This is a genomic window from Streptomyces hazeniae (assembly GCF_031845485.1).
GTDB classification, from domain to species: Bacteria; Actinomycetota; Actinomycetes; order Streptomycetales; family Streptomycetaceae; genus Streptomyces; species Streptomyces hazeniae.
On sequence record NZ_JAVREQ010000007.1, the window covers coordinates 215,759 to 239,809 of the forward strand.

Here is a 24,051-nt window from a genome sequence, read left to right on the forward strand (position 1 = left end):
GCGGACCCCGGTGCCCTACCCGGAGCACGCCGCGAGCGCCGGCACGCTGCCGATCCTCCGGCTCGGCGACACGCTCGTCACCGGACTGCTCAGCGAACTCGACGACACCACCGCCATGGCGCTGGCGGACGAGCTGACCACCCGGATCGTCTCCGACCGTGCCCGCGGGGTGCTGCTGGACATCTCCCGCGTGGAGATCATCGACTCGTTCGTGGCGCGCGCGCTGATGGAGCTGAGCACCATGGCCCAGCTGCTCGGTGCGCGGGTGATCGTGGCCGGGATGCGGCCGCCGGTGGCCATCACCCTGGTGGAGCTCGGCATCGAACTCACCGGTGTGGAGACCGCGCTGAACGCCGAGGCGGGTATGGCCGCGCTCGGCTGGCGGCAGACCTGGGAGGGCGACCGGCCCGGCCCGCACAGCGACGGTGACGGCGAGAGGGTGACCGAGGAGTGACCCTCCCCGACGATCCGCGTGACGCGCCGCGTTCCCGGTCGGGAGCCGCCCCCGGCCACCGGATCGGGCACCAGCGGACCGGGGCGGGAGCCTCGCCCGACTCCTCGTCGGAGTCGTACCCGGTGCGCACCGAGGAGGACCTGCTGGCGGTCCGGCACGCCGTGCGCTCCGCCACACAGGCGCTGGGATTCCGCCTGGTCGACCAGACGCGCGTGGTGACGGCGGCCAGTGAACTCGCCCGCAACGCCTACATCCACGGCGGCGGCGGCACGCTGACCCTGGAGGCGCTGCGCCAGGCCCGCGGCGCCGGGCTGCGGCTGACCGTGCGCGACGACGGGCCGGGCATCCCCGACCTGGAGGGTGCGCTGACCGACGGGTTCACCACCGGTGCCGGGCTCGGGCACGGCCTGGGCGGTGCGCGGCGCCTCATGCACGACTTCGAGGTGCGCTCGGCGCCCGGAAAGGGAACCGTGGTGACCGCCGTGCGATGGGCGGACCGGTGAACGGCCGTCGTGCGGAGCCGTCGCCGACGGTCGAGGTGCGCATCGACCACTACAGCGCCGTGCATCTGGCCGCGTCCCGGGCGCGGGAGATCGCGGTCCGTTGCGGGCTGACCGGCCCGCTGCCCGACCAGGCCGGGGCGGTGGCCAGCGAACTGGCCAGCAATCTGGACAAACACGCCGTCGACGGGGTGGTGTACCTTCAGCCGGTCCCCGGGGTTCCGGGCCTGGAGATCCTGGCCGCCGACCGCGGCCCCGGCATGGCCGAACTCGCCCGGTGCCTCTCCGACGGGTACACCACCACCGGCACCCTCGGCACCGGACTGGGCGCCGTGCAGCGGATCTCCGGCGGGTTCCTGGTGCGCACCGAGCCCGGCGAGGGCACCGTCGCCGCCGCACGGATCACCCCTCCCGACACGTCGCCGGCGGCGAGGCGGACGGGCATGGTCCGGCTACCGGCGGAGGGCGAGGAGTTCTGCGGGGACGGCTGCGCCGTCGCCGGGGAGACCGGGGCGCCGACGGCCCTCGTGGTCGACGGACTGGGCCACGGGGAGCCGGCGGCGCTGGCCGCGCACACCGCGCTGCGCGCGTTCGAGGGACTGGCCGACCGCACACTGCCGGAGATCGTGCAGGGACTGCACCGGAGTCTGCGGCACACCCGCGGCGCCGCGGTGGGCCTCCTCCGCCTGCACGAGGGCCGCGCCGAGTACTGCGGCGTCGGCAACATACGTCTGTGCGTGCTGTCCCCGCGTGAGGAGCATCGCCGGATGGACGGCCGCCCCGGCGTGGTGGGCTGGAACCTGCCCACGCCGCAGGTCCGCAGCGTGCCGCTGCGCACAGGCCAGGTGGCGGTGCTGTACTCGGACGGCATCGCGTCCCGCTGGTCGCACGCCCCCAGCCCGTTCCTGTTGCGGCTGCCGCCCGAGTTGCTGCCGGCCGCCCTGGCACATCGTCATCGCAAGTACCGTGACGACGCCACGGCACTCAGCATGGAAGGACTGTGATGACCCCGTCGGCCACAGCCCTGTTGGCGACCCTGCCCGACGTACGGCGGGCGGTGCGGCGCCTCGCTCGGCTGCACGGCCTGCCCGCCGAGCAGCGGGCCCGGCTCACGCTGTCGGTCGCCCTGGTCGCCCGCCGCGAGACGGAGGCGGGCCGTGGCGTACGGCTGACCGCGGAGGTGGGCCCGCACCGGGAGGCCGGACCGGGCGTCCTCACCGTGACGCTGGACGCCGGGCTTGCGCGCGAACGCGCCGTGCCGGTCAGGCTGCCGCTGTCCGCCGAGACGGTGGCGGACGGCCGTACCGTGTGGCGTCTGCCGCTGACCGCGGACCCCGACCGGCCTGCGGTGGTCGACGGCGCGGACGGCGAGGGTGACGAGGAGGCGGCGGAGGAGGAACTGCGCGCCGTCCTGGACCGGGCGGACTCCCTCGCGGCCGACCACCGCCGGCTCACCCACGAACTCGACGAGACCAACAGCGGCGTCCTCGCGCTGTACGTCGAGCTGGAGGAGCGGGACGAGCAGCTGCGCAGCGCCCACGGCCGCATACTGCGGGAGCTCGAGGACGCGCTGCGTCCCCCGCCGCTGACCGTCCCCGGGCTGGAACTCGCCGTGCACTACGCCCCGGCCGACACCCACGCCCCGACCGGCGGCGACCTCTACGACTGGTTCACCCTCCCCGACGGCACCGTGCACATCACCGTGGTCGACGCGCTGGGCCACGGGGTGCGCAGTACCCGGGACGCCCTCAACGTCACGCACGCGGTGCGCACCCTCGCGCTGGAGGGGCATCCGCCGGCGACTCTCGTCGAACGCGCCGGGGAGATCGTCTCCGGGGTGGACGCCGAGACGATGGCCACCGTGCTCCTCGCCCGGCTGGACCCGGCGACCGGGCATCTGTCTCTCGCCAACGGCAGCCACCCGCCTGCCCTGCTGGTGCGGCGCGACGGCACCACGGAGTACCTGGAGGTACGCGGCCGCGGCGTCGGCTTCCCCCTCCCGGGCAGCGAAGGGACCCTCACCGTCGGCCTCGCGCCCGGCGACCTGGTGCTGCTGTACACGGACGGCCTCACCGAGAGCCGGCGCGACCCGGTCGAGGGCGAGGCACGACTGGTCACCGCGGCCGTCGAGCACCGGGAGCGGCCCATCGAGGAGGTGCCCGGCGCCGTCGCCGACGCCATGCACACCGTGGTGCTGCATCCCGACGACACCCTCGCACTGGCCATGCGGCTCCCTCTCAAGGGCGGCTGAAGGACCACCCGCGTCCGGACGGCGAGGCGCCGTCCGGTCGGCGCCCGGAGCTCCGGCGCATGCGCGGCCGACGAGCGGGCATGCGAGACGGAGACGGAGACGGAACGAGACGCCCAGATGGAACAGCTGAGAAACCAACGGCCGCCGACCGCCGACCGGGAACCGATACCGCCGCCGGACACGGCGGCGGAGGCCCGGGAACGCGTCATCCACCTGCTGGAGCTGCACTTCGGCACCGCCGGCGCGGAACTCCAGGACGAAACGGTCACGGTCGCGGACGCGCTGCTGGTGACCTCCGAACTGGCCACGAACGCGATCCGGCACGGCGGCGGCATCACCGCCTTCCAGGCGCGCATTCACCGCGACTGCCTGATCCTCACCATCGCGGACGGCAGCGACGAGATGCCGCGGCGGTGCGAGCCGTCGACGAACGGCACGCCCACTCTGGGCGGGTACGGCTGGGCGCTGGCCTGCCGGCTCGCCCGCCGGGTGACGATCGCCCGGCACGGCGGCGGCGGCAAGACCGTCACCGCGCACCTCCCCCTGCTGTGAGATCGCGCCGGCCCCGGCCCGCGAACGACGTGTTCGGGCCGGTCGGAGACCGGGGACGTGTACGGATCGCTTTCCGGGGCAGGTCCTTCTTGTTGCCGTCCGACGACAGTTCACGAGGAGAGAGCCCGCAATGACTCCCGCGACCGAGATGTCCACGGTGGAGCCCCATCGGGCCGAGGCGGAGACCTCCGACGGCGACGTCGCCGGACTCCCCCAGCTCGACGTGCCGAGTGCCGTGGCCCCCAAGGACGCCCGCCGGCTGTCACGGCTGTTCTTCGAGCGGCTGCGCACGCTGGAGGAGGGCACGCACGCCTACCAGTACGCCCGCAACACGCTGATCGAGATGAACCTGTCGCTGGTCCGGTTCGCGGCCGCCCGTTTCCGGCACCGCGGCCAGCCGGAGGAGGACATCGTCCAGGTCGGCACGATCGGCCTGATCAAGGCGATCGACCGGTTCGACCTCGACCGGGGCGTGGAGTTCACCTCCTTCGCCGTGCCGTACATCCTCGGCGAGATGAAGCGCTTCTTCCGCGACACCACCTGGGCCGTGCACGTGCCGCGCGCCCTTCAGGAGCTGCGGATCCGGCTGGCCGTCGCGGGCGAGGAACTGCTCGCCTCGCTCGGGCGGTCGGCGACGCCGCAGGAGCTGGCCGACCATCTGGGCATCGGCGTCGAGGAGGTCATCGAGGGCCAGGTCGCGGCGAACGGCTACACGGCCGACTCGCTGGACGGTGCCTCCGACGACGGGGAGGACGACCGCGACGGGCCCCGGCTCGCCGACCGGCTGGGCGACTGCGACCCGACGTTCGAGACCATCGAGTCGCTCCACGCGCTCAAGCCGTACCTGGCCCGGCTGGGGACGCGGGACCGGCGCATCCTGGAGATGCGCTTCGGCGAGGAGCTGACGCAGTCGCAGATCGGCGAACGGCTCGGCATCTCCCAGATGCACGTGTCCCGCCTGCTGTCGGGCTGCCTGCGGCGGCTGCGCACCGCGCTGGTCGAGGACTGACGCCTCCGCCGGCGCGCCCACCGGGACCTCACCGCACGGCCGCGGACCTCTGGATACCAGAGGTCCGCGGCCGTGCGGCGTGCGGGGCTACCGGGCCTGGTCGCCGCTCTTCGCCGCCGCGTTCTCCAGGCGGAACGCCTCGTTGCCCAGGCCGATGCGGGCGTACGACTCCGGGCTGCGGGCCCGCAGCGCCAGCGCGGCCGCCACGCCGACGGCACCGGCCACGAGCAGCACACCGGGCAGGATCCAGCGCAGCGCCGATCCGTCGCCGGTGCCGATGAGCACCTCGAAGTCCGCCACGGCGTAGCAGAAGATGACCGCGAGGCCGAGGGCGGCGAGGCCGGAACAGAGCAGCCTGGGGCCCTGGGCCGCGCCCGCGCCGCGCCGTACGAAGAAGGCGATGACCGCGACGGAGGCCAGCGCCATCAGCACGATGACGCCGAGCGCGCCGAGGTTGCCCATCCAGGTGAACAGCCGCAGGACCGGGGTGGTGGGGTCGCCCACAGGCGTGTCGTCGGTGACGGCGAAGCCGACGACCACCAGGAAGGCGACGACGGTCTGGAGCAGCGAGCCGAAGGCCGGGGCGCCCGTCGACGCGGAGGCGCGGCCGATCCGGGAGGGGAGCAGGCCCTCGCGGCCCATGGCGAAGGCGTAGCGCGCGACGACGTTGTGGAAGGCCAGCATCGAGGCGAAGATGCCGGTGACGAAGAAGAGGTGGAGCGCGTCGGTGAAGGTGCCGCCCAGACGTGCGTCGCTGAGGACGAAGAGCAGCTGCGGGCCGTGCTCCTGGGAGGCGCTCACCACCTTGCCGGGCCCGGTGGCGACGCTCATCAGCCAGGAGGTGAGGGCGAAGAACACCGCGACGCAGCCGACGGCGAGGAACATCACCCGGGCCACCACGGTCTGGGGGCGGCTCGTCTCCTCCGCGTAGACGGGGGCCTGTTCGAAACCGACGAAGGCGGCGACGGTGAAGCACAGGGCGGTGCCCAGCCCGGCGCCGGAGAGCGTGGCAGGGTCGAAGGCGGCGAGGGAGAGCCCGGACGGGCCGGGGTCGGCGGCGAACGCCAGGTCGACCACGACGATCAGCAGCACCTCGATGACCAGCAGCACGCCCAGCACCCGGGCGTTGAGGTCGATCTTCAGGGCGCCCAGCACGCCGGTCAGGGCGACCGCGACGAGGGCGGGAACCCACCAGGCGACCTGGACGCCGAGGTAGGTGTCCAGCAGCAGGGACGCCTCGAAGCCGAAGATGCCGTAGATGCCGACCTGCATGGCGTTGTAGGCGGTGAGCGCGACGTACGAGGCGCCGGCGCCGGTGAAGCCGCCGAGGCCGCGGGCGATGTAGGCGTAGAAGGCGCCCGCGTTGTGCACGTGGCGGCTCATCTCCGCGTAGCCGACGCTGAACAGCGCCATCACGACGGCCAGGATCACGAAGAGCAGCGGCTGACCGGTGATGCCCATCACGGCGTACGTGGTGGGCATGACGCCGGCGACGACCATCAGCGGCGCCGTGGCCGCGAGGACGGAGAGCAGCAGGCCGACGGTGCCGATCCGCCCGGCCCGCAGGGCTCTGTGCTGCCCCTTGTAGGTGCTGATCTCTTCTGTGCTGCCCGTGAGCATGGCGGGTTCGGTTCCTCTCCGGTCGCCGGGGTCGGGTCTCCGTGGTGCGGGGTCAGGCGCTGCCGTACGCGGTGGCGCGTGCGGCGCGGAACGCCTTGTGCGCGTCGCGGCCGGTGTACGACCAGGGGGCCGGGGTGACGAGGGAACCGACCCGCTGGAAGAGGGCGGCGGCCTCGGCGAGCCGTCCCTCGTGGAATTTGGCGTAGGCGAGGAAGTTGAGGTCCACCGCGCGGCGCGGGTGCCCCTCCTCGCCTCCCCACTCCAGCCACCAGTCGAAGGCGCTGCGCACCAGGTGGGCGGCGTGCCGCCCGGTCCAGTGCTCCCCCGCGGCGCGGTCGGCCGTGCGGGTGCCGCCGCGGTGGGCGCGGAACCGTTCGGCGTGGGCGACGACCGGGAGCAGGGCCAGCGGGGAGTCGGCCGGGGCGTGGGAGGCGGAGCCGTGGGCGAACTCGTAGAGCGTGTGGGGGTCGGGGCTCTCGGCGAGCACGGCCGCCATCAGGTGGTGGGCGTGGTGGTGTTCGCGGTGGCGGACGGTGACTTCGTGGAACGCGCGGCGGGCCTCGTCCGGGGTGCCGGTGTGCCGCGCGAGGAGCAGCGAGGCCAGCCACGGGCTGGGGTCGGCAGGCGTGCGGGCCGCGGCGTCCTCGACGGCCTGCCGGGCGTTCTCGGGACGTTCACGGCCCCGCACGGCGGCGCTGACGGCCGCGCAGGCGGCCAGCGCGGCGGCGTCGCCGCTGTCCGGCTCGGTCTGCTGCCACTCGCGGGCCCACGCGAGGCTGCCGGGGCTGTCGGCGAGGACGACGAGGCGGTGACCGCGCCGGTCCCAGTCCTCACGAGTGTGGGCGAGCAGGGTACGGCTGTCGCCCCAGCGGCCCTGGGCGAGGGCGTCGCGGGCGGCGGCGAGGTCCGTGTCGTCGAGTGCGGCGTCGGGTGCGTTGCCGCCACCGCGCCGGGACAGCCGGAAGGAGGGTGGTGGGGGTGGGGGTGTCATGGTCGACGCTCACGAAACCTGAGTGACGAGATCACGTCAAGCAAGGTTCTGTGAACTCCCTGTGAAGCCCCGGGGAGTGGAAGTGGTGCGGCTCCTTCCGCTTGGGTCGGCGGCTCAGCCGACCGCCTCGGCGGCGGCCCGGCCGGCGGTGCGGCCGGAGAAGAGGCAGCCGCCGAGGAAGGTGCCCTCCAGCGAGCGGTAGCCGTGCACGCCCCCGCCGCCGAATCCCGCGACCTCACCGGCGGCGTACACGCCGGGCAGCGGCTCGCCGTCCTCGGTGAGCACGCGGGAGGACAGGTCGGTCTCCAGCCCGCCGAGCGTCTTGCGGGTCAGGATGTTCAGGCGCACCGCGATCAGCGGGCCGGACTCGGGGTCGAGGATGCGGTGCGGCGTGGCGACGCGGATCAGCTTGTCGCCCAGGTATGCGCGCGCCCCGCGCAGTGCGGTGATCTGGAGGTCCTTGGTGAAGGGGTTGTCGATCTCGCGGTCCCGGGCCTCGATCTCCCGGCGCAGGGCGCTCTCGTCGATCAGCTGCTCGCCGGTGAGCGCGTTCATCCGCCGCACCAGGTCGGGCAGTTCGCGTTCGACGACGAAGTCGGCGCCGTTGTCGAGGAACGCCTGCACGGGTCCGGGGGCGCCCGGCTTCACCCGGGCGAGGACGTCGCGGACGGACTTGCCCGTCAGGTCGGGGTTCTGCTCGGAGCCCGAGAGCGTGAACTCCTTCTCGACGATCTTGCGGCTGAGGACGAACCAGGTGTGGTCGTGCCCGGTGCGCATGATGTGGTCGAGCGTGCCGAGGGTGTCGAAGCCGGGGAAGAGGGGGACGGGCAGCCGCTTGCCGGTGGCGTCCAGCCAAAGGGACGACGGGCCGGGCAGGATGCGGATGCCGTGCCGGGCCCAGATCGGATTCCAGTTCTCGATGCCCTCGGTGTAGTGCCACATGCGGTCGCGGTTGATGAGACGGCCGCCTGCCGCTTCGGTGATGCCGAGCATCTCGCCGTCGACGTGGGCGGGGACGCCGGACAGCATCCGGCGCGGCGGAGTCCCCAGCCGTTCGGGCCAGTTGGCGCGGACCAGGTCGTGGTTGCCGCCGATCCCGCCGGAGGTGACGATCACCGCCTGCGCGCGCAGTTCGAAGGCCCCGGTGGTTTCGCGGCTGCTGGCGGTGCCGCGTTCGGCGTCGCTGGGTGCCAGGATCTCGCCGGTGACCGTGTCGACGGCGCCCGCGCTGCGGGCCAGGCCCGTGACCCGGTGCCGGAACCGCAGGTCCACCAGGCCGCGCGCCGCTCCGGCCCGCACCCGGCGGGCGAAGGGCTCCACCAGCCCGGGGCCGGTGCCCCAGGTGATGTGGAAGCGGGGCACCGAGTTGCCGTGACCGGTCGCGTCGTAGCCGCCGCGCTCGGCCCAGCCGACGACGGGGAAGAACCGCACGCCCTGCTGCCGCAGCCAGGACCGCTTCTCCCCGGCGGCGAAGTCGACGTACGCCTCGGCCCAGCGGCGCGGCCAGTGGTCCTCGGCGCGGTCGAAGCCGGCCGTGCCCAGCCAGTCCTGCCAGGCCAGTTCCCGGCTGTCGCGGATGCGCATCCGGCGCTGCTCGGGCGAGTCGACGAGGAAGAGACCGCCGAACGACCAGTGGGCCTGGCCGCCGAACGACTGCTCGGGCTCCTGGTCGAGCAGGATCACCCGGCGTCCGGCGTCGGCCAGTTCGGCGGCGGCCGCGAGGCCCGCCAGACCGGCACCGACCACGATCACCTCGGCGTCGTACGTCATGCCTTCACCTGCTTCTCCGCTCGCGGGACGACGGGAAACTGGAGAGTAATCTCTCGATCGCCCCCGTGACACCCCTCACGGGACCGTCGGGGGCTGCCACACCTTCTAGGCTCGTCCCATGATCCACCGGTTCTTCGACACCTTCCGGCTGTGGCTGGCCCCGCAGCGGCTGCGCGCGGAGGGCAGAACGCCCGACTACCGCTTCTCACTGGCCAACGAGCGGACGTTCCTCGCCTGGATCCGTACGGCCCTGGCCCTCGTCGCGGGCGGCATCGCGGTGGACCAGTTCCTCACCGGCATGAGCTGGGGCGCGCGGACGGCGATCGCGCTGGCACTGCTGGCGGGCGGTGGCCTGTGCGCCCTGCGGGCGGTGAACCACTGGGTGCGCTGCGAGCGGGCGATGCGGCGCGGCGAGGACCTGCCGGCCTCCCGGTTCCCCGTGCTGCTGAGCCTGGCCACGGCGGTGGCCGCACTGGTCGTGGTGGGCTCCGTGGTGCTGGGCCGGGTCACGTGAACGGTCCGGAACCGCCCGGCGCGCAGCCCGAGCGGACCCGGCTGGCCTGGCGGCGCACCACACTGGCGTTCGCGGTGGTGGCTGCGCTGGCCGTGCGCAGTGCGCTCCACGATCCGGCCCCGGCCGCGTACGGCGCCGCCGCACTGGGGGCGCTGGCGTGGCTGGGATTCCTGGTGGTGGCGCACCGCCGTATCCGGGCGCTGGCGGGAGCCGCGATCGCGGGCACGGGGGGCGGGCCGGTACGGGCGACGGTGCTCTGCGCCCTGGTGATGGCGCTGCTCGGGGTGGTACTTCTCTGGTAGCCGGGCCGGGACGGCAGGGTTTCCGCGGCCTCCCTCTGGACGGCATACCGACCAGTCGGCATGATCGGTACCGGTTCCGCTGAGACGTCCGAGTGCGAGGAGGCCGCATGACCGAGGAGACCGGGGGCGGCGGGGACGCCGCGGCGCACCCGCCGGGGCTGGACCTGGCGCGGCTGGGCGCCTACCTGGAACGGGAGCGGCCCGGACGGGTGGACGGCCCGCTGCACGCCGAGGTGATCGAGGGCGGCCGGTCCAACCTCACCTACCGGGTCGACGCGGGGACCTCCCGCTGGGTGCTGCGCCGGCCTCCGCTGGGCCACGTGCTCGCCACCGCGCACGACATGGCACGGGAGTACCGGGTGATCCGGGCGCTGCGGGACACTCCCGTGCCGGTGCCGGGGACGCTGCTGCTGTGCGAGGACCCCGACGTGCTGGGCGCGCCGTTCTACCTCATGGAGTACGTGCCGGGGACGCCCTACCGTTCCTCCGCCGAGCTGTCGGCACTGGGCCCGGAGCGCACCCGCGCCCTGGTGCTGTCGCTGGTCGACACCCTCGTCGCGCTCCACGCCGTCGAACCGCGGGAGGCGGGCCTGGAGTCGTTCGGGCGCCCGGAGGGCTTCCTGGAGCGGCAGCTGCGCCGCTGGGGAAAGCAGTTGGAGGCATCGCGCAACCGCGATCTGGAGGGCGTGGACGACCTGCACCGTGCGCTGGCCGAGGCGCTGCCCCGCTCCCCCGAACCGACGGTGGTGCACGGGGACTTCCGGCTGGACAACGTCCTCGCGGACGGCGAGGGCCGGATCACCGCGGTGCTGGACTGGGAGATGTCCACGCTCGGCGACCCGCTCACCGACCTCGGCCTGCTGGCGATGTACAGCAGCCATCCGGACGTGCCCGGCTCCCCCCTCACCTCGGTACGCGGCGCCCCCGGGCACCCGGAACCGGCCGAGCTGGTCGAGCGGTACGCCGCCGGGTCCGGCCGCGACGTGTCGGGGATCGGCTGGTACACCGCGTTCGCCTACTTCAAGCTCGCCGTGATCCTGGAGGGCATCCACTACCGCTGGAAGCTCGGGCAGACCGTGGGCCCCGGCTTCGACCGCATCGGGGATCTCGTGCCGCTCTTCATCGACCACGGCCTCGCCACCCTTCAGGAGGGCTGACCCGCATGGACTTCGCCTACGACGCGCGCACCGAGGAACTGCGCCGGCGGCTGCTGCACTTCATGGACGAGCACGTCCACCCGGCCGAGACGGTGGCCCGCGAGCAGCGCGCGGAACTCGAGTCGCCTTGGCAGACGCCGCCGGTGGTGGAGGAGCTGAAGGCGGCGGCGCGCCGCCAGGGGCTGTGGAACCTCTTCCTGCCGGACCGCACCTACGGCGCCGGGCTGACGAACCTCCAGTACGCACCGCTCGCCGAGATCACCGGCCGCAGCCCGCAGTTGGCCCCCGTCGCCCTCAACTGCTCCGCGCCGGACACCGGGAACATGGAGCTGCTCGCCGAGTTCGGCGATCCGGAGCAGCGGCGGCGGTGGCTGGAGCCGCTGCTGACCGGCGAGCTCCGCTCCGCGTTCGCCATGACCGAGCCCGAGGTCGCCTCCTCGGACGCCACCAACATCGAGACGAGCATCCGGCGCGACGGCGACGCGTATGTCGTCACCGGGCGCAAGTGGTACATCTCCGGGGCGATGCACCCGGACTGCCGGATCTTCATCGTGATGGGCAAGACCGACCCGGACGCCGAGGACGTGCGCCGCCAGCAGTCCATGCTGCTGGTGCCGCGGGAGACTCCCGGGGTCGGGATACGGCGGGCGATGACCGTGTACGGGTACGAGGACCACTACCACGGCGGGCACGCCGAGGTGGTCTTCGACGAGGCGCGGGTGCCGGTGGAGAACCTGATCGGCGAGGAGGGCGGCGGGTTCGCCATCGCCCAGGCACGTCTGGGCCCGGGCCGCATCCACCACTGCATGCGGCTGATCGGCATGGCGGAGCGGGCGATCGAGCTGATGTGCCGGCGCGCGGCCGGCCGGGAGGCGTTCGGCAGGCCCCTCGCCGACCAGGGCCAGGTACGGGCGTGGATCGCCGACGCGCGGGTGCAGGTGGAGCAGCTGCGGCTGCTCGTCCTCAAGACGGCGTGGCTGATGGACACCGTCGGCAACCGGGGCGCGCACACCGAGATCCAGGCCATCAAGATCGCGACGCCGCGGGCGGTGGCGGACATCCTGGACCGCGCGGTGCAGCTGCACGGCGCCGCCGGGGTGAGCCAGGACCTTCCGCTCGCCGAGCTGTGGGCGGCCGCGCGTACGCTGCGGCTGGCCGACGGGCCGGACGAGGTGCACCAGCGGTCGCTGGCCCGGCGGGAGCTGAAGAGGTTCGCCTGACTCTCGGGGCGGCCGGCCCCCGGTCCCCGTCGCGGATGTCAGGGCCGCAGGGCGCGCAGCAGCAGGCCGGCCAGATGGTCGGCGACCTGCTGCGGGCTCAGCGGCCCCTCCGGGCGGTACCAGCTGCTGAGGTGGTGCACGGAGCCGAAGTGGTAGTCGACGACCAGGTCGGCGGGGGTGGCGTCGGTGAACACGCCGCCGCGCTGGCCCTCCTCGATCAGCGCGCGGAAGCGTTCGTGGTAGCGGCGCCGCTCGGCCCGCACCTGCTTCTGCTTCTCGTCGGAGAGCTGGTGCATGGAGCGGAAGAAGATCCGCGCGTCGTCGAGGTTGTCGATGGTGGTCACCACCACGTCGGCGGCGGCGTCCCGCAGCCGGCTCTCGACGGAGGCCTCACGGCCCGCGACGGCGTCCAGCCGTTCCTGCTGGAGCCGGAGCAGGCGGCCGTAGATCTCGTGCAGCAGGTCGTCCTTGGACCCGAAGTAGTGGTAGAGCGCGCCCTTGGTGACGCCGGCGGCTTCGACGATCTCCTGTACGGAGGTGCGGTCGTAGCCCTGGTCGGCGAAGAGCCGTGTCGCCGCCGCGAGGAGGCGCTGCGGTACGGGAAGCCGGGCCTCGTCCGTCACGTCTGCGTCCCCGCCTTCCCCCGGTGCTCTCCCCGGTCCTTCTTCCGGGCCCCGCTCTCGCCCTCGGGCTGGTCCAGCGTACGCTCCAGCTTCTGCTGGAGACGGTTCATGCCTCCCAGCCAGCGACCGGGATCGGTGGCGCGCAGCGCGTACTGGCCCGCGGTCTCCGGGTGGGGCAGGACCAGGAAGCGGTCCTCGGCGACGGCCTCGAGGAGGGCGTCGGCGACGGCTTCCGGCTCGATGGCGTTGGGCGCCAGTACCAGGTCGCCCGCGCGGCCGGTGCCGCGCAGCATGTCGGTGCGCACCCCCTGCGGGCACACGGCGTGCACGTGGACCCCGCGGTGCCGGTAGGTGAGGTGGAGCCATTCGGCGAAGGCGTAGGCGGCGTGCTTGGAGACGCTGTAGGGCGCGGAGCCGACCATGGTGAGGAGCCCGGCCGCGGAGACGGTGGCGACGAACCGGCCGTGGCCGCGGTCCAGCCAGCCGGGCAGCAGCTCCCGCGCGGCGCGCACGTGGGCCATGACGTTGACGTCCCACGCCGACGCCCACAGCTCCTCCGGGGCCTCCGGGCCTCCCGCGGGGGCGGCGCCGGCGTTGGCGCAGAAGACGTCGATCTCGCCGCCCAGCGCTTCCCGGGCCGGGGCGAGGGCTTCGGAGGCGTCGCCCGGCACGGCCACCCCGCCGATGTCGCGGGCGACTCCGGCCGCCCGTTCGGCGTCGAGGTCGTTCACCGCGACCAGCGCGCCCTCGGTGGCGAAGCGGCGCGCGAGCGCCTCCCCGATACCCCGCGCGCCTCCGGTCACCACGACGCGCTGCCGGGCCTCTCGGCCGGTCCGCGCACTCACCGTCTCCGCCACGTTCCCCTCCGTCTCCGGGGCTCTCACCGTGCTCACGGGCCGGCCCCGGTCGGCAGACTAACCGGTCGGTATGTCGACGGGAAGGGCGGGGAAGGTGAAGAGACGTGCGGGAACGGGCCGCCGGTGTACTGCGTTGACGGAATACGGGGCACCCGGTCCCGTGGGACGACGACAGGACTCCCGGGAAAGGGGATCCGATGCGGCCTCCGGTACGTCACATCACCGGAAGGCATCGGGTCCACTCAGCCGGAGGTGGGATGATTGGCCGGTTTCAGAGCACTCGCCGAGCAGGTTCGCGACCCCGACAGAGCCCCCTCGCAGCGGCGGCAGGCCCTGCGCAGATGCCTTGAGCGCTTCGCCCCGTACGGGCACCGGGCCACGTGGCACCACCTGTGCAGCCGGGCGGGCATCTCCCCCGAGGACCGCGAGCCCGACCCGGAGCTGCTGGTCTCGGCGCTGGAGGAGCTGGAGGAGGCGCGGGACGTCTGGCTGGCCTACGAGGAAGAGGTCGCGGAGCGCAGACGGCGGGAGAAGCACGACGGCATCCGCCAGCCCACCGCGCTGGACGACTGGCACGCGGCCACCTGGGGCGGAAGGTCGCTGCTCCCCTGCAAGGACCCGACGGCCCCGCCCGACACCCCGCTGGCCGTCGTGCTGCGGCGGCTGATCCAGGCGATGGAGCGCGCGGCGGCTCCGCCCCCTTCCGTGGTGACCGGGAACGGCGACGACTCCCGGTGCGCGCGGGACGGAGCCGCGCGCACCGGAGACAGCGCCCGCCTCGCGGGTACTCCTCGGTAACTCCCGTTGACAGCACGACCCGCGCGTCGCATGCTGAGCGGGCGCTTAGTGGCACTCCGGCCACCAGGTGTACCGAGCACGGCGTGCGGGAGGTTGCAGCGATGGCGGAGCCCCGGGTGTTCACCTCGGCCGAGGAACTGCGGGCGGCGGTCGGCGAGGAGCTGGGCGTCAGCGACTGGCTGGAGGTCGACCAGAAGCGTGTCGACCTCTTCGCGGACGCCACCGGCGACCACCAGTGGATCCACGTGGACCCGGAGCGCGCGGCGGACGGACCGTTCGGCGGCACCATCGCGCACGGCTACCTCACCCTCTCCCTGCTGCCCGCGTTCGTGCCCCAGGTGATCCGGGTCGACGGCGTGCGCATGGGCATCAACTACGGCGTGAACAGGGTGCGGTTCCCCGCTCCGGTACCGGTGGGCTCCCGGCTGCGCGCGCGGGCCGAACTCACCGACGTCTCCGACGTCGACGGCGGCGTCCAGCTCACCACGAAGGTGACGATCGAGCGGGACGGCGGCGCCAAGCCGGTCTGCGTCGCGGAATCGGTGAGCCGCTTCTTCTGGTGAGCCTCTCTCCCCCGCCTCCTCCTGTCTCTCCTCCGCCGCACGTCACCGGCGGGCCGGCGGGCGTCACGGACCGGAGCGCGCACGCCGGGCGGGCGGGGTCCGTCCGCCGGGTCAGTCCGCGACCGGGACCGGGGCGCCGACCATGCGCAGGACCAGTCCGGCGTAGAGGGCGCCGATCTCCTCCGGCGTGCGGGGGCCGCCGGGCCGGTACCAGCGGGCGACGTCGATGCACAGCGAGAGAACGGCGACGGCCGTCCCGCGCACGTCGGAGACGGTGAACTCGCCGGCCGCGACGCCGTCCTCCAGCAGCCCGCGCAGCACCTCCTCGGTGCGTCGGCGCATGGACACGATCTCGGCGTAGTGGCCGTCCTCCAGGGCGGACAGTTCGTACTGCACCACGCGGGCGGTGGTGTGGTGCTCGGCGTGCCAGCGGACGAACGTGCGGACCGCGAAGTCGAGCCGGTCCGCGACACCGCCCTCCACGGCGGCGGCCTCCTGGAGGATCACCACCGACCGCTCGTGCCCCACCCGGCTGATCTGGTAGAGCAGCTCTTCCTTGGTGCGGTAGTGGATGTAGAGCGCGGCGGGGCTCATGCCGGCGCGGCCCGCGATGTCCCGGGTGGTCGTGGCGTGGAAGCCGCGTTCCGCGAACGCGTCGACCGCTCCCAGCAGCAACCGCCGCGCGGCGTCCGGGGTGACGCCGCCGAAGGACTCGTCCGCCGTCTCTGCCATGCTCCCTCGCCCCGCTTCTCCGGCGCCCCTGCGGCCGGGCGAACACCATACACGGATCACTGAGCATGCGCTTAGCGATCCGTCCCCACGGTCCCGGCGGACCTGGGGAGACCCCACGCACCGGACGCCGCGAGCTTCCCGGCAGACCTACCCGGCCACAGCACTAGCATGGCCGCATGGCCCGCCCGCGCAAGCCGCTTCTGAGCCGCGACCGGATCGTCGGATGCGCCCTCGCGCTCGTCGACGCGGAGGGCCTGGACGCCGTCTCGACCCGGCGGCTCGCCGCGGAACTGGGCGTCAGCGGGCCGTCGCTGTACCACCACTTCGCCACCAAGGACGCGATCCTGGACGCGGCCGCCGACGCCGTCTGCGCACGGGTGGATTTGTCGATGCTCGGGGACGGCACACCGTGGCGCGAGGCGCTGCTGGGCTGGGCACGCTCCTACCGGGCTGCGCTCACCGCGCACCCGAACATCGTGCCCCACCTCGCCAAGGGTCCGGGACGGCGGCCGAGCCAGCTCCGGATGGCCAACGCCGTGTTCGGGGCGATGACGGACGCCGGCTGGTCACGTGCACACGCGACGCACATCGGCGCCCTCATGCGCTACTTCGTGGCCGGGTCGGCACTGGGCTCCTTCGCCCGCGGCTTCGTCGACGACGCGGCGTTGTACGCCCGCGACTACCCGCATCTGGACCAGGCGCACCTGCTCTCCGAGCAGCGGCAGCGCGTGGACGAGGGCGCCTTCGAGACCGGACTGCGCGCGCTGGTGGACGGTCTGGGTGTGCGGTTCCCCGGCCAGGAGCGCGAGCCGGGCTGAAGCCCCGCGCCGTGCCCACGCCCACCTGCACGCGGCGCGCGGCGCGCGGTGGCGCCTCACGCGGACGGCTGGTCGAAGACCACCAGGGAACGACCGCCGCGGCCCGCGCTCATCTCCTCGAAGGCGGCGGGGATGTCCTCCAGTCCGATCCGGCGGGTGACCAGGGTGTTCAGGTCAAGTCGTCCGGCGCGCACGTGCTCGGCCAGCACCGGCAGGTCGCGGGCCGGTTCGCAGTCGCCGTAGACGCAGCCGGAGAGCGTGCGGGCGAAGTGGAAGACCTCCAGCGCGGACAGCGAGAAGGTGTCGTCCTTGCGTCCGATGCCGACCACGGTGACCCGGCCGCCGCGCCGGGTTGAGTCCCAGGCCGTACGGATGGCCGCGGCGCGGCCCGCGCACTCCACGGCCACGTCGGCACCTCCCCCGGTGAGGCGGCGGATGTCCTTGGCGGTGGTGTCCGACGCCGCGACGAAGTCGGTGGCCCCTGCCGCCCTGGCCAGTTCCTCCTTCTCCGCGGTCACGTCGACGGCCACGATCCGCCCCGCTCCCGCGATGCGCGCGGCCTGGAGGGTGGCCAGACCGACGCCGCCGATGCCGAGGACGGCGACCGACTCGCCCTCACGCACCCGCGCGTTGTGGTGGACGGCGCCGTAGCCGGTGAGGGCCGCGCAGCCCAGCAGTGCGGCGTCGGCGAGCGGAACGCCGTCGGGCAGCGGCAGCACGGCCCCGGCCGGTACGACGGTCTCCTCGGCGAAGGCGGCGACGCTCAGGCCGGGGTAGAGGTCGTCGCCGGCGGCGGTGCGGGCGTGGGGCACGGTGGTGGCGGCCTGCGCGTTGCTGCACAGCCACGGTTCGCCGAGCCGGGCGCAGAAGTCGCAGGTGCCGCAGGAGGGCGCCCAGTTGAGGACGACCCGGTCGCCGGGGGCCGTGCCGGTGACGCCGGGGCCCACGGCGACGACCGTACCGGCCCCTTCGTGGCCGAGGACGGCGGGGACGGGCTGGCGCAGCGTGCCGTTCGAGAGGGAGAGGTCGGAGTGGCAGACCCCGGCCGCCGCCAGACGGATGCGGACCTGCCCCTCCCCCGGTTCGGGCAGCGCGATGCCGGTGATCTCGAGCGGTGCTCCGACGGCCGGCAGGACGGCGGCGCGGACCTGGTCGCGAACCATGGCGGGTGGCACTCCTGTCAGAACTGGAGGGACTTGGTCTGGAGGTACTCGGTCAGGCCGTGCACGCCGAGTTCACGCCCGACGCCGGACCGCTTCCAGCCTCCGAAGGGCGCGAGGGGGTTGAAGCGCCCGCCGTTGATGTCGACCTGGCCGGTCTCCATGCGTCGGGCGAAGGCCACCGCCTCCTCCTCGTCATCGGACCATACGGCGCCTGCGAGCCCGTAGTCGGTGTCGTTGGCGATGCGCAGGGCGTCGTCGGTGCCGTCGTAGGCCAGGATGCTCAGCACCGGGCCGAAGATCTCCTCCCGCGCGACGGTCATCCGCGGGGTGACGTCGGCGAGGACGGTGGGACGCACGTACCAGCCCCTGGCCCTTCCCTCGGGCGCCGCTGTGCCGCCGGCCACCAGCCGGGCGCCCTCCTCCTGGCCGCGCCCGATGTACCCGGTGACCCGGTCGCGCTGGACGGCACTGACGACCGGGCCGAGGCGCGTGTCCTCGTGGGCCGGGTCGCCGGGGACGTACCGGGCGACGGCGGCGGCCGCCAGGCGCACGGCCTCCTCGTACCGTTCGGCGTCGACCAGCATGCGGGTCCACGCGCTGCACGTCTGGCCGGAGTTGGCCATCACGTTGGCGACTCCGGCCTTGACCGCGCGGGCGAGATCGGCGCCGGGGAGGACCACGCAGGCGGACTTTCCGCCGAGTTCGAGGGCGACGCGCTTGACGGCACCCCCGGCGAGCGCGCCGACGCGGCCGCCGACCGCCGAGGAGCCGGTGAAGGAGACCATGTCGACGCCGTCGTGCTCGACGAGTGCCTGACCGGCGACCGGTCCGTGTCCGGTGACCACGTTGACGACGCCGGCCGGCAGCCCGGCCTCGTGCACGGCCTCGGCGAAGAGCCGCGCGACGAGCGGGGTGTTCTCGGCCGGCTTGAGCACCACGGTGCAGCCCGCGGCGAGCGCGGGCGCGACCTTGGCGACGATCTGGTGCAGGGGGTAGTTCCAGGGCGTGACGGCGGCGACCACGCCGACCGGCTCGTGCAGGACGCGTGAGGCGCCGACGCGTTCCTCGAACGGATGCTCGGCCGCCAGCTTCGCGTAGACGCCCGCGACGGCGACCGGCAGTCCCGCGTGCACGGCGCGGGAGAAGGTCAGGGGTGCGCCGAGTTCGGCGGTGACGGTCCGCGCGATCTCCTCACCGCGTGCCTCCAGCCGGTCGCGGAGGGCGGCCAGACGTCCCGCACGCTCGGCGGGCGGGGTGGCGCGCCATCCCGCCAGGGCGGCCCGGGCGGCGGCGACCGCGGCGTCCACGTCGTGGGCGTCGCCGGCCGGGACCGCGCCGAGGACCGTCTCGTCGGCGGGGTTGACGACCTCGATCGTCCCGGTGCCCGCGGCCGGGCGCCACGCGCCGTCGATGTACATGTCGTCGTGTTGCCGCATCCACCCAAACTAGCAGTGCTAGTTTCCAGTGTCAGCCCTCCTCGTCCGTGCCCTGGATCACGACGCCCGTCGGTGGTACTCCTGAGCGGACACCGAACACCGGGATGCGAACCGATCACCCTCCGGTCGTTGACGCGACCCTCCTCGATTCCTATGGTCTTCCATAGGAATCCGATGCGGTGGGAGCAGGTCGATGAGCAGCAGCGAGCAGGCACGCAAGACGGCGGAGGGGCTGGCGTACCTTTCCGGGTTCGGCAACGAGCACAGCAGCGAGGCCGTACCGGGTGCCCTGCCGGTGGGCCGCAACTCCCCGCAGCGCGCCCCGCTGGGCCTGTACGCGGAGCAGCTGAGCGGTTCGGCGTTCACCGAGCCCCGGACGGCGAACCGCCGGTCGTGGCTGTACCGCATCCGGCCCTCGGCGGCCCACCCGCGGTTCACCCGCATCGACAACGGCGGCCTGCGCGGCGCCCCGTTCACCGAGACCGTCCCCGACCCGAACCGGCTGCGCTGGGACCCGCGACCGGAGCCGGCCGCCGGCACCGACTTCCTCGACGGGCTGTGGACGCTGGGCGGCAACGGCGACGCCACCCAGCGCACCGGCATGGCCATCCACCTGTACGCCGCCGACACCGCGATGACCGACCGCGTGTTCAGCGACGCGGACGGCGAACTGCTGATCGTGCCCGAGGACGGCGGCCTGCTGCTGCACACCGAGTTCGGGCTGCTGCGGGCCGAGCCCGGCGAGGTGGCCCTGATCCCGCGCGGCGTCCGCTTCCGCGTGGACCTCCTGGACGAGACGGCGCGCGGCTACGTGTGCGAGAACTACGGAGCCCCCTTCACCCTGCCGGACCTCGGCCCGATCGGCGCCAACGGCCTCGCCAACGCGCGGGACTTCCTCGCCCCGGTCGCGGCGTACGAGGACGTCGAGCGCCCGGTGCGCGCGGTGAACAAGTTCTGCGGCAACCTGTGGGCGGCCACGCTGGACCACTCGCCGCTGGACGTCGTCGCCTGGCACGGCAACCACGTCCCGTACGTCTACGACCTGCGGCGCTTCAACGTGCTGGGCAGCATCAGCTACGACCACCCGGACCCGTCGATCTTCACGGTGCTCACCTCGCCGTCGGACACGCCGGGCCTGGCCGGAGTGGACTTCGTGGTCTTCGCGCCGCGCTGGCTGGTCGGCGAGGACACCTTCCGCCCGCCGTACTTCCACCGCAACGTGATGAGCGAGTACATGGGCCTGATCGAGGGCGCCTACGACGCGAAGGCGGAGGGCTTCGTTCCCGGCGGCGGCTCGCTGCACAACATGATGTCGGCGCACGGCCCGGACCGGGACACCTTCGAGAAGGCGAGCGCCGCCGAGCTGGCGCCGCAGAAGGTCGACGACGGCCTGGCGTTCATGTTCGAGACCCGCTGGCCGGTGACGCTCACCGCGCAGGCGGAGGCGGCGGAACACGTGCAGGACGACTACGACGACGTGTGGCAGGGTCTGGAGCGTCACTTCCGTCCGTGAGCGGGGCCGCCCCGCCCCTGCCGCCTCCTCGCCGAAGGGAGCCGACCCGGTGTCCGTCTTCGCGCCCGACTCCCTGGTGCTCAACCGCAAGCTGCCGCTGTGGTACCAGGTGTCGCAGTCGCTCCGGGCCTCGATACTGGGCCGGGCGCCGGACGCGCCGCTCCGTCTGCCCACCGAGGAAGGGCTGGCGGAGCACTACGGCGTGAGCGTGCTGACCATGCGGCAGGCGCTGAAGGAGCTGGAGGGCGAGGGCCTGATCAGCCGGCACCGGCGGCGCGGCACGTTCATCGAACCCGGCGCGCGGCGGGAGCGGACCGTACGGCTGCTGGGCTCGGTCGACGCCATCGTGGCGCAGCAGTCGGGCGAGGAGACGACGCTGCTCGGCCACGGCCCGCAGCCGGTGCCGGCCGAGTACGCCGGGCACTTCCCCGGGCTGGAGGAGGCGACCGGCTTCCGGCGGCTGCGCCGCGACCGGGAGAGCGGCGAGCCGGTGAACTGGGCGGAGAACCTGCTCCGTCCGGACGTCGCCGCACGGATCGATCCGGGCCTGCTGGAGCGCGGCTGGCCGATGACGAAGGTGCTGCGGGACGCGGCGGGCGTGCGGATCAGCCGGATCACCGACACGCTGGAGGCCCGGCTGGCCGACCCGGAGACCTCACGGCTCCTTCAGGTCCCGCTGCTCAGCCCGATCCTGCACTACACCGGGGTCACCCTCGACGACCGGAGCCGGGCGGTGGACGTCGTACGCATCCACTACCGCGGCGACCGGTTCTCCTTCTCTGTGACCGTCGAGGCCGCCCCGGAGTGAGGCGGCCCCACGGCATGCGGCGAACCGGCGTCAGCCGCGCCCGCCGAACAGCGAGCGCTTGAGCCTGCTCAGCGGCGCGAGGAGGGAGACGCGCGCCCCGCGGTTGCGCCGGCTGCGGCCGGCGTCACGCGTGGTGATCTCCCGCATCAGCGTGGTCGCCTCCTCGGTCTGCCGGTACGACACGGCAGGCCCGGCGAGCACGGCGAGGTGACGGTCGAGACGCGAACTCGTCGCGCCGGTACCGCACGTGATCGCCGGCACGCGCGCCCTGTGACGCACTGTTATCTGATCCATGACACTCCCCACCCGTACGAGGGCACCCGGCCCGGGCAGGTTAACCCTACCGCCCGGCACAGGCACTGCGGTATTCCGGCCACCCGAATCTCCTTCCCCGTAAGGGGGTTGGCGAACACCGCCTGTCACTCGTCCGAGGTGCCGCGGGGTGCCCGCCGCACGCAGCCGGACGGGAAAAGCCGGTGCGCGGACCGCTCGTGTCGCGGATCATGAGGGCCATGAGTGCCGACCGCCGACCCGCCGACGGAGCGGGCCCGCCGCCCGTGCCCGTCGCCGGAGTGCTGCCGATCCGGCTGAACGTGGACGACAACGACTCCCCCTCCGACATCATCGACGCGCTCTTCCTCGGCCGCTTCACCACCGGCGAGCAGCCGTACTCCCGCAGCCGTTCCGTGGACCGGGTGAAGAAGGGCAGCACCCTGCTGCCGCACGGTGCCACCGTGCTGCGCGAGGCGCGGGACGACAACCGCAGCAGCCTGCTCGCCGAGGGCGACGGCTGGACGGCGCTGGTGTCCCGCTGGAGCCAGGGCGCGGACGTCACCGTGACCGCGGAGAGCGACGAACTGGCCGCCGAGCGGCTGCGGGAGGCCGTCGACGGCGCGGAGGACGAGCCGGAGCCGCAGCCGGACACGGTCCCCATGGGCTTCTGGTACCACTCGCCGCGGCGCGGCCCGTACCGCACCACGCGCACCATCGGCGCGGGCAGCTGGGAGGAGGTCCGGGGCAACTACACCGCGACCGTCGCGGACGCCATGGGCGACCTGATGAAGACGACCCCCGACGGCGTCTCGGGGCGGCTGCTGCTCCTGCACGGACCACCGGGCACCGGCAAGACGTCCGCGCTGCGGACGCTGGCCCGCTCCTGGCGGGACTGGTGCCAGGTCGACTGCGTGCTGGACCCGGAGCGGCTGTTCAACGACATCGGCTACCTGATGGACATCGCGATCGGCGCCGACGACGGCGAGTCGGGCGAGGGCCGCTGGCGGCTGCTGCTCCTCGAGGACTGCGACGAGCTCATCCGCGGCGAGGCCAAGCACGCCGCCGGGCAGGCCCTGTCCCGGCTGCTCAACCTCACCGACGGGCTGCTCGGGCAGGGCCGCAACGTGCTGGTGGGCGTGACGACGAACGAGGACCTGGAGCGCCTGCACCCGGCGGTGGTGCGGCCGGGACGCTGCCTGGCGCGCATCGAGGTGGGGCCGCTGAGCCGCACCGAGGCGGTGGCCTGGCTGGGCACGGAGGAGGGCGTGGGCCGGGACGGCGCGACGCTCGCAGAGCTGTTCGCCCTCCGCCGCGGCACCGCCCCGGCCACGGTCACCCCGCGCCCGCGCGCGGACTCGGGCCTCTACCTGTAGGCGCCGCCGCGGCGGTTGTCGGTGCCGGCTGTCACCCTGCGGGAAGAGGTGGAGGAGGGAGCGCGATGGTGGACGTGGCCGAGCTCGTCACCCGGATCGAGCGGGGCGAACGCGTGAAGTATCTGCATTTCTGGGGTCACCGCCCGCGGCCGGACGGCAGCGTGGGCGCGGGCTGCCTCAGCCAGTGGTGGCCCTCGCCGTTCCAGGTGGACCGGACGCGGTACGCGACCGCGGAGCACTGGATGATGGCGGGCAAGGCCCGGCTGTTCGGCGACCCGGAGGCGGAACGGGCGGCGCTCGCCGCGGCCCACCCCCGCGAGGCCAAGGCCGCCGGGCGCGCGGTGCGCGGCTTCGACGAGGAGACGTGGCGGCGGCACCGGTTCGGCCTCGTGGTGGAGGGCAGTGTGCACAAGTTCGCCCAGCACGACGACCTGCGGGCCTGGCTGCTCGGCACCGGCGACCGCGTGCTGGTCGAGGCGAGTCCGCGGGACCGCGTGTGGGGCATCGGCATGTCCGCCTCGCACGAGGCGGCCGAGGACCCGGGGCGCTGGCGCGGGCTGAATCTCCTCGGGTTCGCGCTGATGGAGGCCCGCCGCCGGCTGGCGGCCGCCGGGGAGCCGGCCTCCGGGGATGCTCCTATTGACGTCAACCGGCGGGTGCCAGGTTGGTTTGGGTGATGCGTGGCTTGTTGGTCAGAGCGCGGTAGACCTCGCGGGCGACGAATCGCTTGAGGCAGCGCATGATGTCCTTCTTC

Annotated in this window: 26 protein-coding genes; 17 read left to right on the forward strand and 9 right to left on the reverse strand. The window is 73.6% G+C overall.

The features are described from left to right. Positions 1-10 precede the first annotated feature (10 nt). The 6 genes from RM572_RS10870 to RM572_RS10895 all read left to right on the forward strand — a co-directional run bounded on the left by RM572_RS10870 (position 11) and on the right by RM572_RS10895 (position 4,766). Complete coding sequence (locus tag RM572_RS10870; protein ID WP_311673088.1) at positions 11-454, forward strand: STAS domain-containing protein; 444 nt, start codon at positions 11-13, stop codon at positions 452-454. Continuing rightward, positions 451-957: an anti-sigma regulatory factor gene (locus RM572_RS10875; RefSeq protein ID WP_394813577.1), complete on the forward strand. Its 507-nt coding sequence runs from the start codon at positions 451-453 to the stop codon at positions 955-957. Before RM572_RS10870 ends, RM572_RS10875 begins: the two co-directional genes overlap by 4 nt. Further along, complete coding sequence (locus RM572_RS10880; protein ID WP_311673057.1) at positions 942-1,958, forward strand: SpoIIE family protein phosphatase; 1,017 nt, start codon at positions 942-944, stop codon at positions 1,956-1,958. The genes RM572_RS10875 and RM572_RS10880 overlap by 16 nt, the downstream gene beginning before the upstream one ends. After that, a complete protein-coding gene (locus RM572_RS10885; protein WP_311673058.1) occupies positions 1,958-3,205 on the forward strand; it encodes a PP2C family protein-serine/threonine phosphatase in 1,248 nt (415 codons plus the stop codon). The genes RM572_RS10880 and RM572_RS10885 overlap by 1 nt, the downstream gene beginning before the upstream one ends. Positions 3,206-3,322: 117 nt before the next feature. After that, positions 3,323-3,757, forward strand: a complete 435-nt coding sequence (locus tag RM572_RS10890; protein WP_311673059.1) for an ATP-binding protein — start codon at positions 3,323-3,325, stop codon at positions 3,755-3,757. A gap of 130 nt (positions 3,758-3,887) precedes the next feature. Further along, entirely contained in the window at positions 3,888-4,766 is an 879-nt protein-coding gene (locus RM572_RS10895) for a SigB/SigF/SigG family RNA polymerase sigma factor (RefSeq protein ID WP_311673060.1), read from the forward strand. 87 nt (positions 4,767-4,853) lie between these two features. Here the strand turns inward: RM572_RS10895 and RM572_RS10900 are convergent, their stop codons facing one another. The 3 genes from RM572_RS10900 to RM572_RS10910 form a co-directional block, all read right to left on the reverse strand. After that, on the reverse strand, positions 4,854-6,386 hold the full coding sequence (locus tag RM572_RS10900; protein ID WP_311673061.1) for an APC family permease: 1,533 nt from the start codon (positions 6,384-6,386) through the stop codon (positions 4,854-4,856). A 52-nt stretch (positions 6,387-6,438) separates the two neighbouring features. Continuing rightward, on the reverse strand, positions 6,439-7,377 hold the full coding sequence (locus RM572_RS10905; protein ID WP_311673062.1) for a hypothetical protein: 939 nt from the start codon (positions 7,375-7,377) through the stop codon (positions 6,439-6,441). A gap of 114 nt (positions 7,378-7,491) precedes the next feature. Then, positions 7,492-9,147: an FAD-binding dehydrogenase gene (locus tag RM572_RS10910; protein WP_311673063.1), complete on the reverse strand. Its 1,656-nt coding sequence runs from the start codon at positions 9,145-9,147 to the stop codon at positions 7,492-7,494. A gap of 118 nt (positions 9,148-9,265) precedes the next feature. Between RM572_RS10910 and RM572_RS10915 the strand changes: the two genes are divergently transcribed. The 4 genes from RM572_RS10915 to RM572_RS10930 all read left to right on the forward strand — a co-directional run bounded on the left by RM572_RS10915 (position 9,266) and on the right by RM572_RS10930 (position 12,340). Beyond that, positions 9,266-9,661, forward strand: coding sequence for a YidH family protein (locus tag RM572_RS10915; RefSeq protein WP_311673064.1), 396 nt, complete (start codon positions 9,266-9,268; stop codon positions 9,659-9,661). After that, positions 9,658-9,963, forward strand: coding sequence for a DUF202 domain-containing protein (locus RM572_RS10920; RefSeq protein WP_311673065.1), 306 nt, complete (start codon positions 9,658-9,660; stop codon positions 9,961-9,963). The genes RM572_RS10915 and RM572_RS10920 overlap by 4 nt, the downstream gene beginning before the upstream one ends. A 107-nt stretch (positions 9,964-10,070) precedes the next feature. Continuing rightward, on the forward strand, positions 10,071-11,120 hold the full coding sequence (locus RM572_RS10925; RefSeq protein ID WP_311673066.1) for a phosphotransferase family protein: 1,050 nt from the start codon (positions 10,071-10,073) through the stop codon (positions 11,118-11,120). Between the two features lie 5 nt (positions 11,121-11,125). Next, a complete protein-coding gene (locus RM572_RS10930) occupies positions 11,126-12,340 on the forward strand; it encodes an acyl-CoA dehydrogenase family protein (RefSeq protein ID WP_311673067.1) in 1,215 nt (404 codons plus the stop codon). A 38-nt stretch (positions 12,341-12,378) separates the two neighbouring features. Here RM572_RS10930 and RM572_RS10935 read toward each other — a convergent pair whose 3' ends face one another. Beyond that, positions 12,379-12,963: a TetR/AcrR family transcriptional regulator gene (locus RM572_RS10935; RefSeq protein WP_311673068.1), complete on the reverse strand. Its 585-nt coding sequence runs from the start codon at positions 12,961-12,963 to the stop codon at positions 12,379-12,381. Then, on the reverse strand, positions 12,960-13,820 hold the full coding sequence (locus tag RM572_RS10940; protein WP_311673069.1) for an SDR family oxidoreductase: 861 nt from the start codon (positions 13,818-13,820) through the stop codon (positions 12,960-12,962). The genes RM572_RS10935 and RM572_RS10940 overlap by 4 nt, the downstream gene beginning before the upstream one ends. A 261-nt stretch (positions 13,821-14,081) precedes the next feature. On the opposite strand from RM572_RS10940, the gene RM572_RS10945 reads away from it, so the two are divergent. Further along, entirely contained in the window at positions 14,082-14,618 is a 537-nt protein-coding gene (locus tag RM572_RS10945; protein ID WP_311673070.1) for a hypothetical protein, read from the forward strand. 101 nt (positions 14,619-14,719) lie between these two features. Beyond that, entirely contained in the window at positions 14,720-15,181 is a 462-nt protein-coding gene (locus tag RM572_RS10950) for a MaoC family dehydratase (RefSeq protein WP_311673071.1), read from the forward strand. Between the two features lie 111 nt (positions 15,182-15,292). Here RM572_RS10950 and RM572_RS10955 read toward each other — a convergent pair whose 3' ends face one another. Beyond that, on the reverse strand, positions 15,293-15,913 hold the full coding sequence (locus RM572_RS10955) for a TetR/AcrR family transcriptional regulator (RefSeq protein WP_311673072.1): 621 nt from the start codon (positions 15,911-15,913) through the stop codon (positions 15,293-15,295). 176 nt (positions 15,914-16,089) lie between these two features. On the opposite strand from RM572_RS10955, the gene RM572_RS10960 reads away from it, so the two are divergent. After that, positions 16,090-16,731 carry a TetR/AcrR family transcriptional regulator gene (locus RM572_RS10960; RefSeq protein WP_311673073.1) on the forward strand — a complete coding sequence of 214 codons (642 nt, stop codon included), beginning with the start codon at positions 16,090-16,092 and terminating at the stop codon, positions 16,729-16,731. A 56-nt stretch (positions 16,732-16,787) separates the two neighbouring features. Here RM572_RS10960 and RM572_RS10965 read toward each other — a convergent pair whose 3' ends face one another. Both RM572_RS10965 and RM572_RS10970 read right to left on the reverse strand, forming a co-directional pair. Then, positions 16,788-17,894, reverse strand: a complete 1,107-nt coding sequence (locus tag RM572_RS10965) for a Zn-dependent alcohol dehydrogenase (protein WP_311673074.1) — start codon at positions 17,892-17,894, stop codon at positions 16,788-16,790. A gap of 17 nt (positions 17,895-17,911) precedes the next feature. Then, on the reverse strand, positions 17,912-19,330 hold the full coding sequence (locus tag RM572_RS10970) for an aldehyde dehydrogenase family protein (RefSeq protein ID WP_311673075.1): 1,419 nt from the start codon (positions 19,328-19,330) through the stop codon (positions 17,912-17,914). A gap of 193 nt (positions 19,331-19,523) precedes the next feature. Here RM572_RS10970 and hmgA point away from each other — a divergent pair, with 193 nt between their 5' ends. Continuing rightward, a complete protein-coding gene (gene hmgA, locus RM572_RS10975; protein ID WP_311673076.1) occupies positions 19,524-20,843 on the forward strand; it encodes a homogentisate 1,2-dioxygenase in 1,320 nt (439 codons plus the stop codon). A 49-nt stretch (positions 20,844-20,892) separates the two neighbouring features. Beyond that, positions 20,893-21,651, forward strand: a complete 759-nt coding sequence (locus RM572_RS10980; RefSeq protein ID WP_311673077.1) for a GntR family transcriptional regulator — start codon at positions 20,893-20,895, stop codon at positions 21,649-21,651. Positions 21,652-21,681: 30 nt separating this feature from the next. On the opposite strand, the gene RM572_RS10985 is transcribed toward RM572_RS10980, so the two are convergent. Continuing rightward, complete coding sequence (locus tag RM572_RS10985; RefSeq protein ID WP_078528512.1) at positions 21,682-21,945, reverse strand: hypothetical protein; 264 nt, start codon at positions 21,943-21,945, stop codon at positions 21,682-21,684. A 218-nt stretch (positions 21,946-22,163) separates the two neighbouring features. Between RM572_RS10985 and RM572_RS10990 the strand changes: the two genes are divergently transcribed. Together RM572_RS10990 and RM572_RS10995 are read left to right on the forward strand one after the other, a co-directional pair. Then, on the forward strand, positions 22,164-23,297 hold the full coding sequence (locus tag RM572_RS10990) for a DUF5925 domain-containing protein (protein ID WP_311673078.1): 1,134 nt from the start codon (positions 22,164-22,166) through the stop codon (positions 23,295-23,297). A 65-nt stretch (positions 23,298-23,362) separates the two neighbouring features. Beyond that, positions 23,363-23,974, forward strand: coding sequence for an NADAR family protein (locus tag RM572_RS10995; RefSeq protein WP_311673079.1), 612 nt, complete (start codon positions 23,363-23,365; stop codon positions 23,972-23,974). The last annotated feature ends 77 nt before the right edge of the window (positions 23,975-24,051 follow it).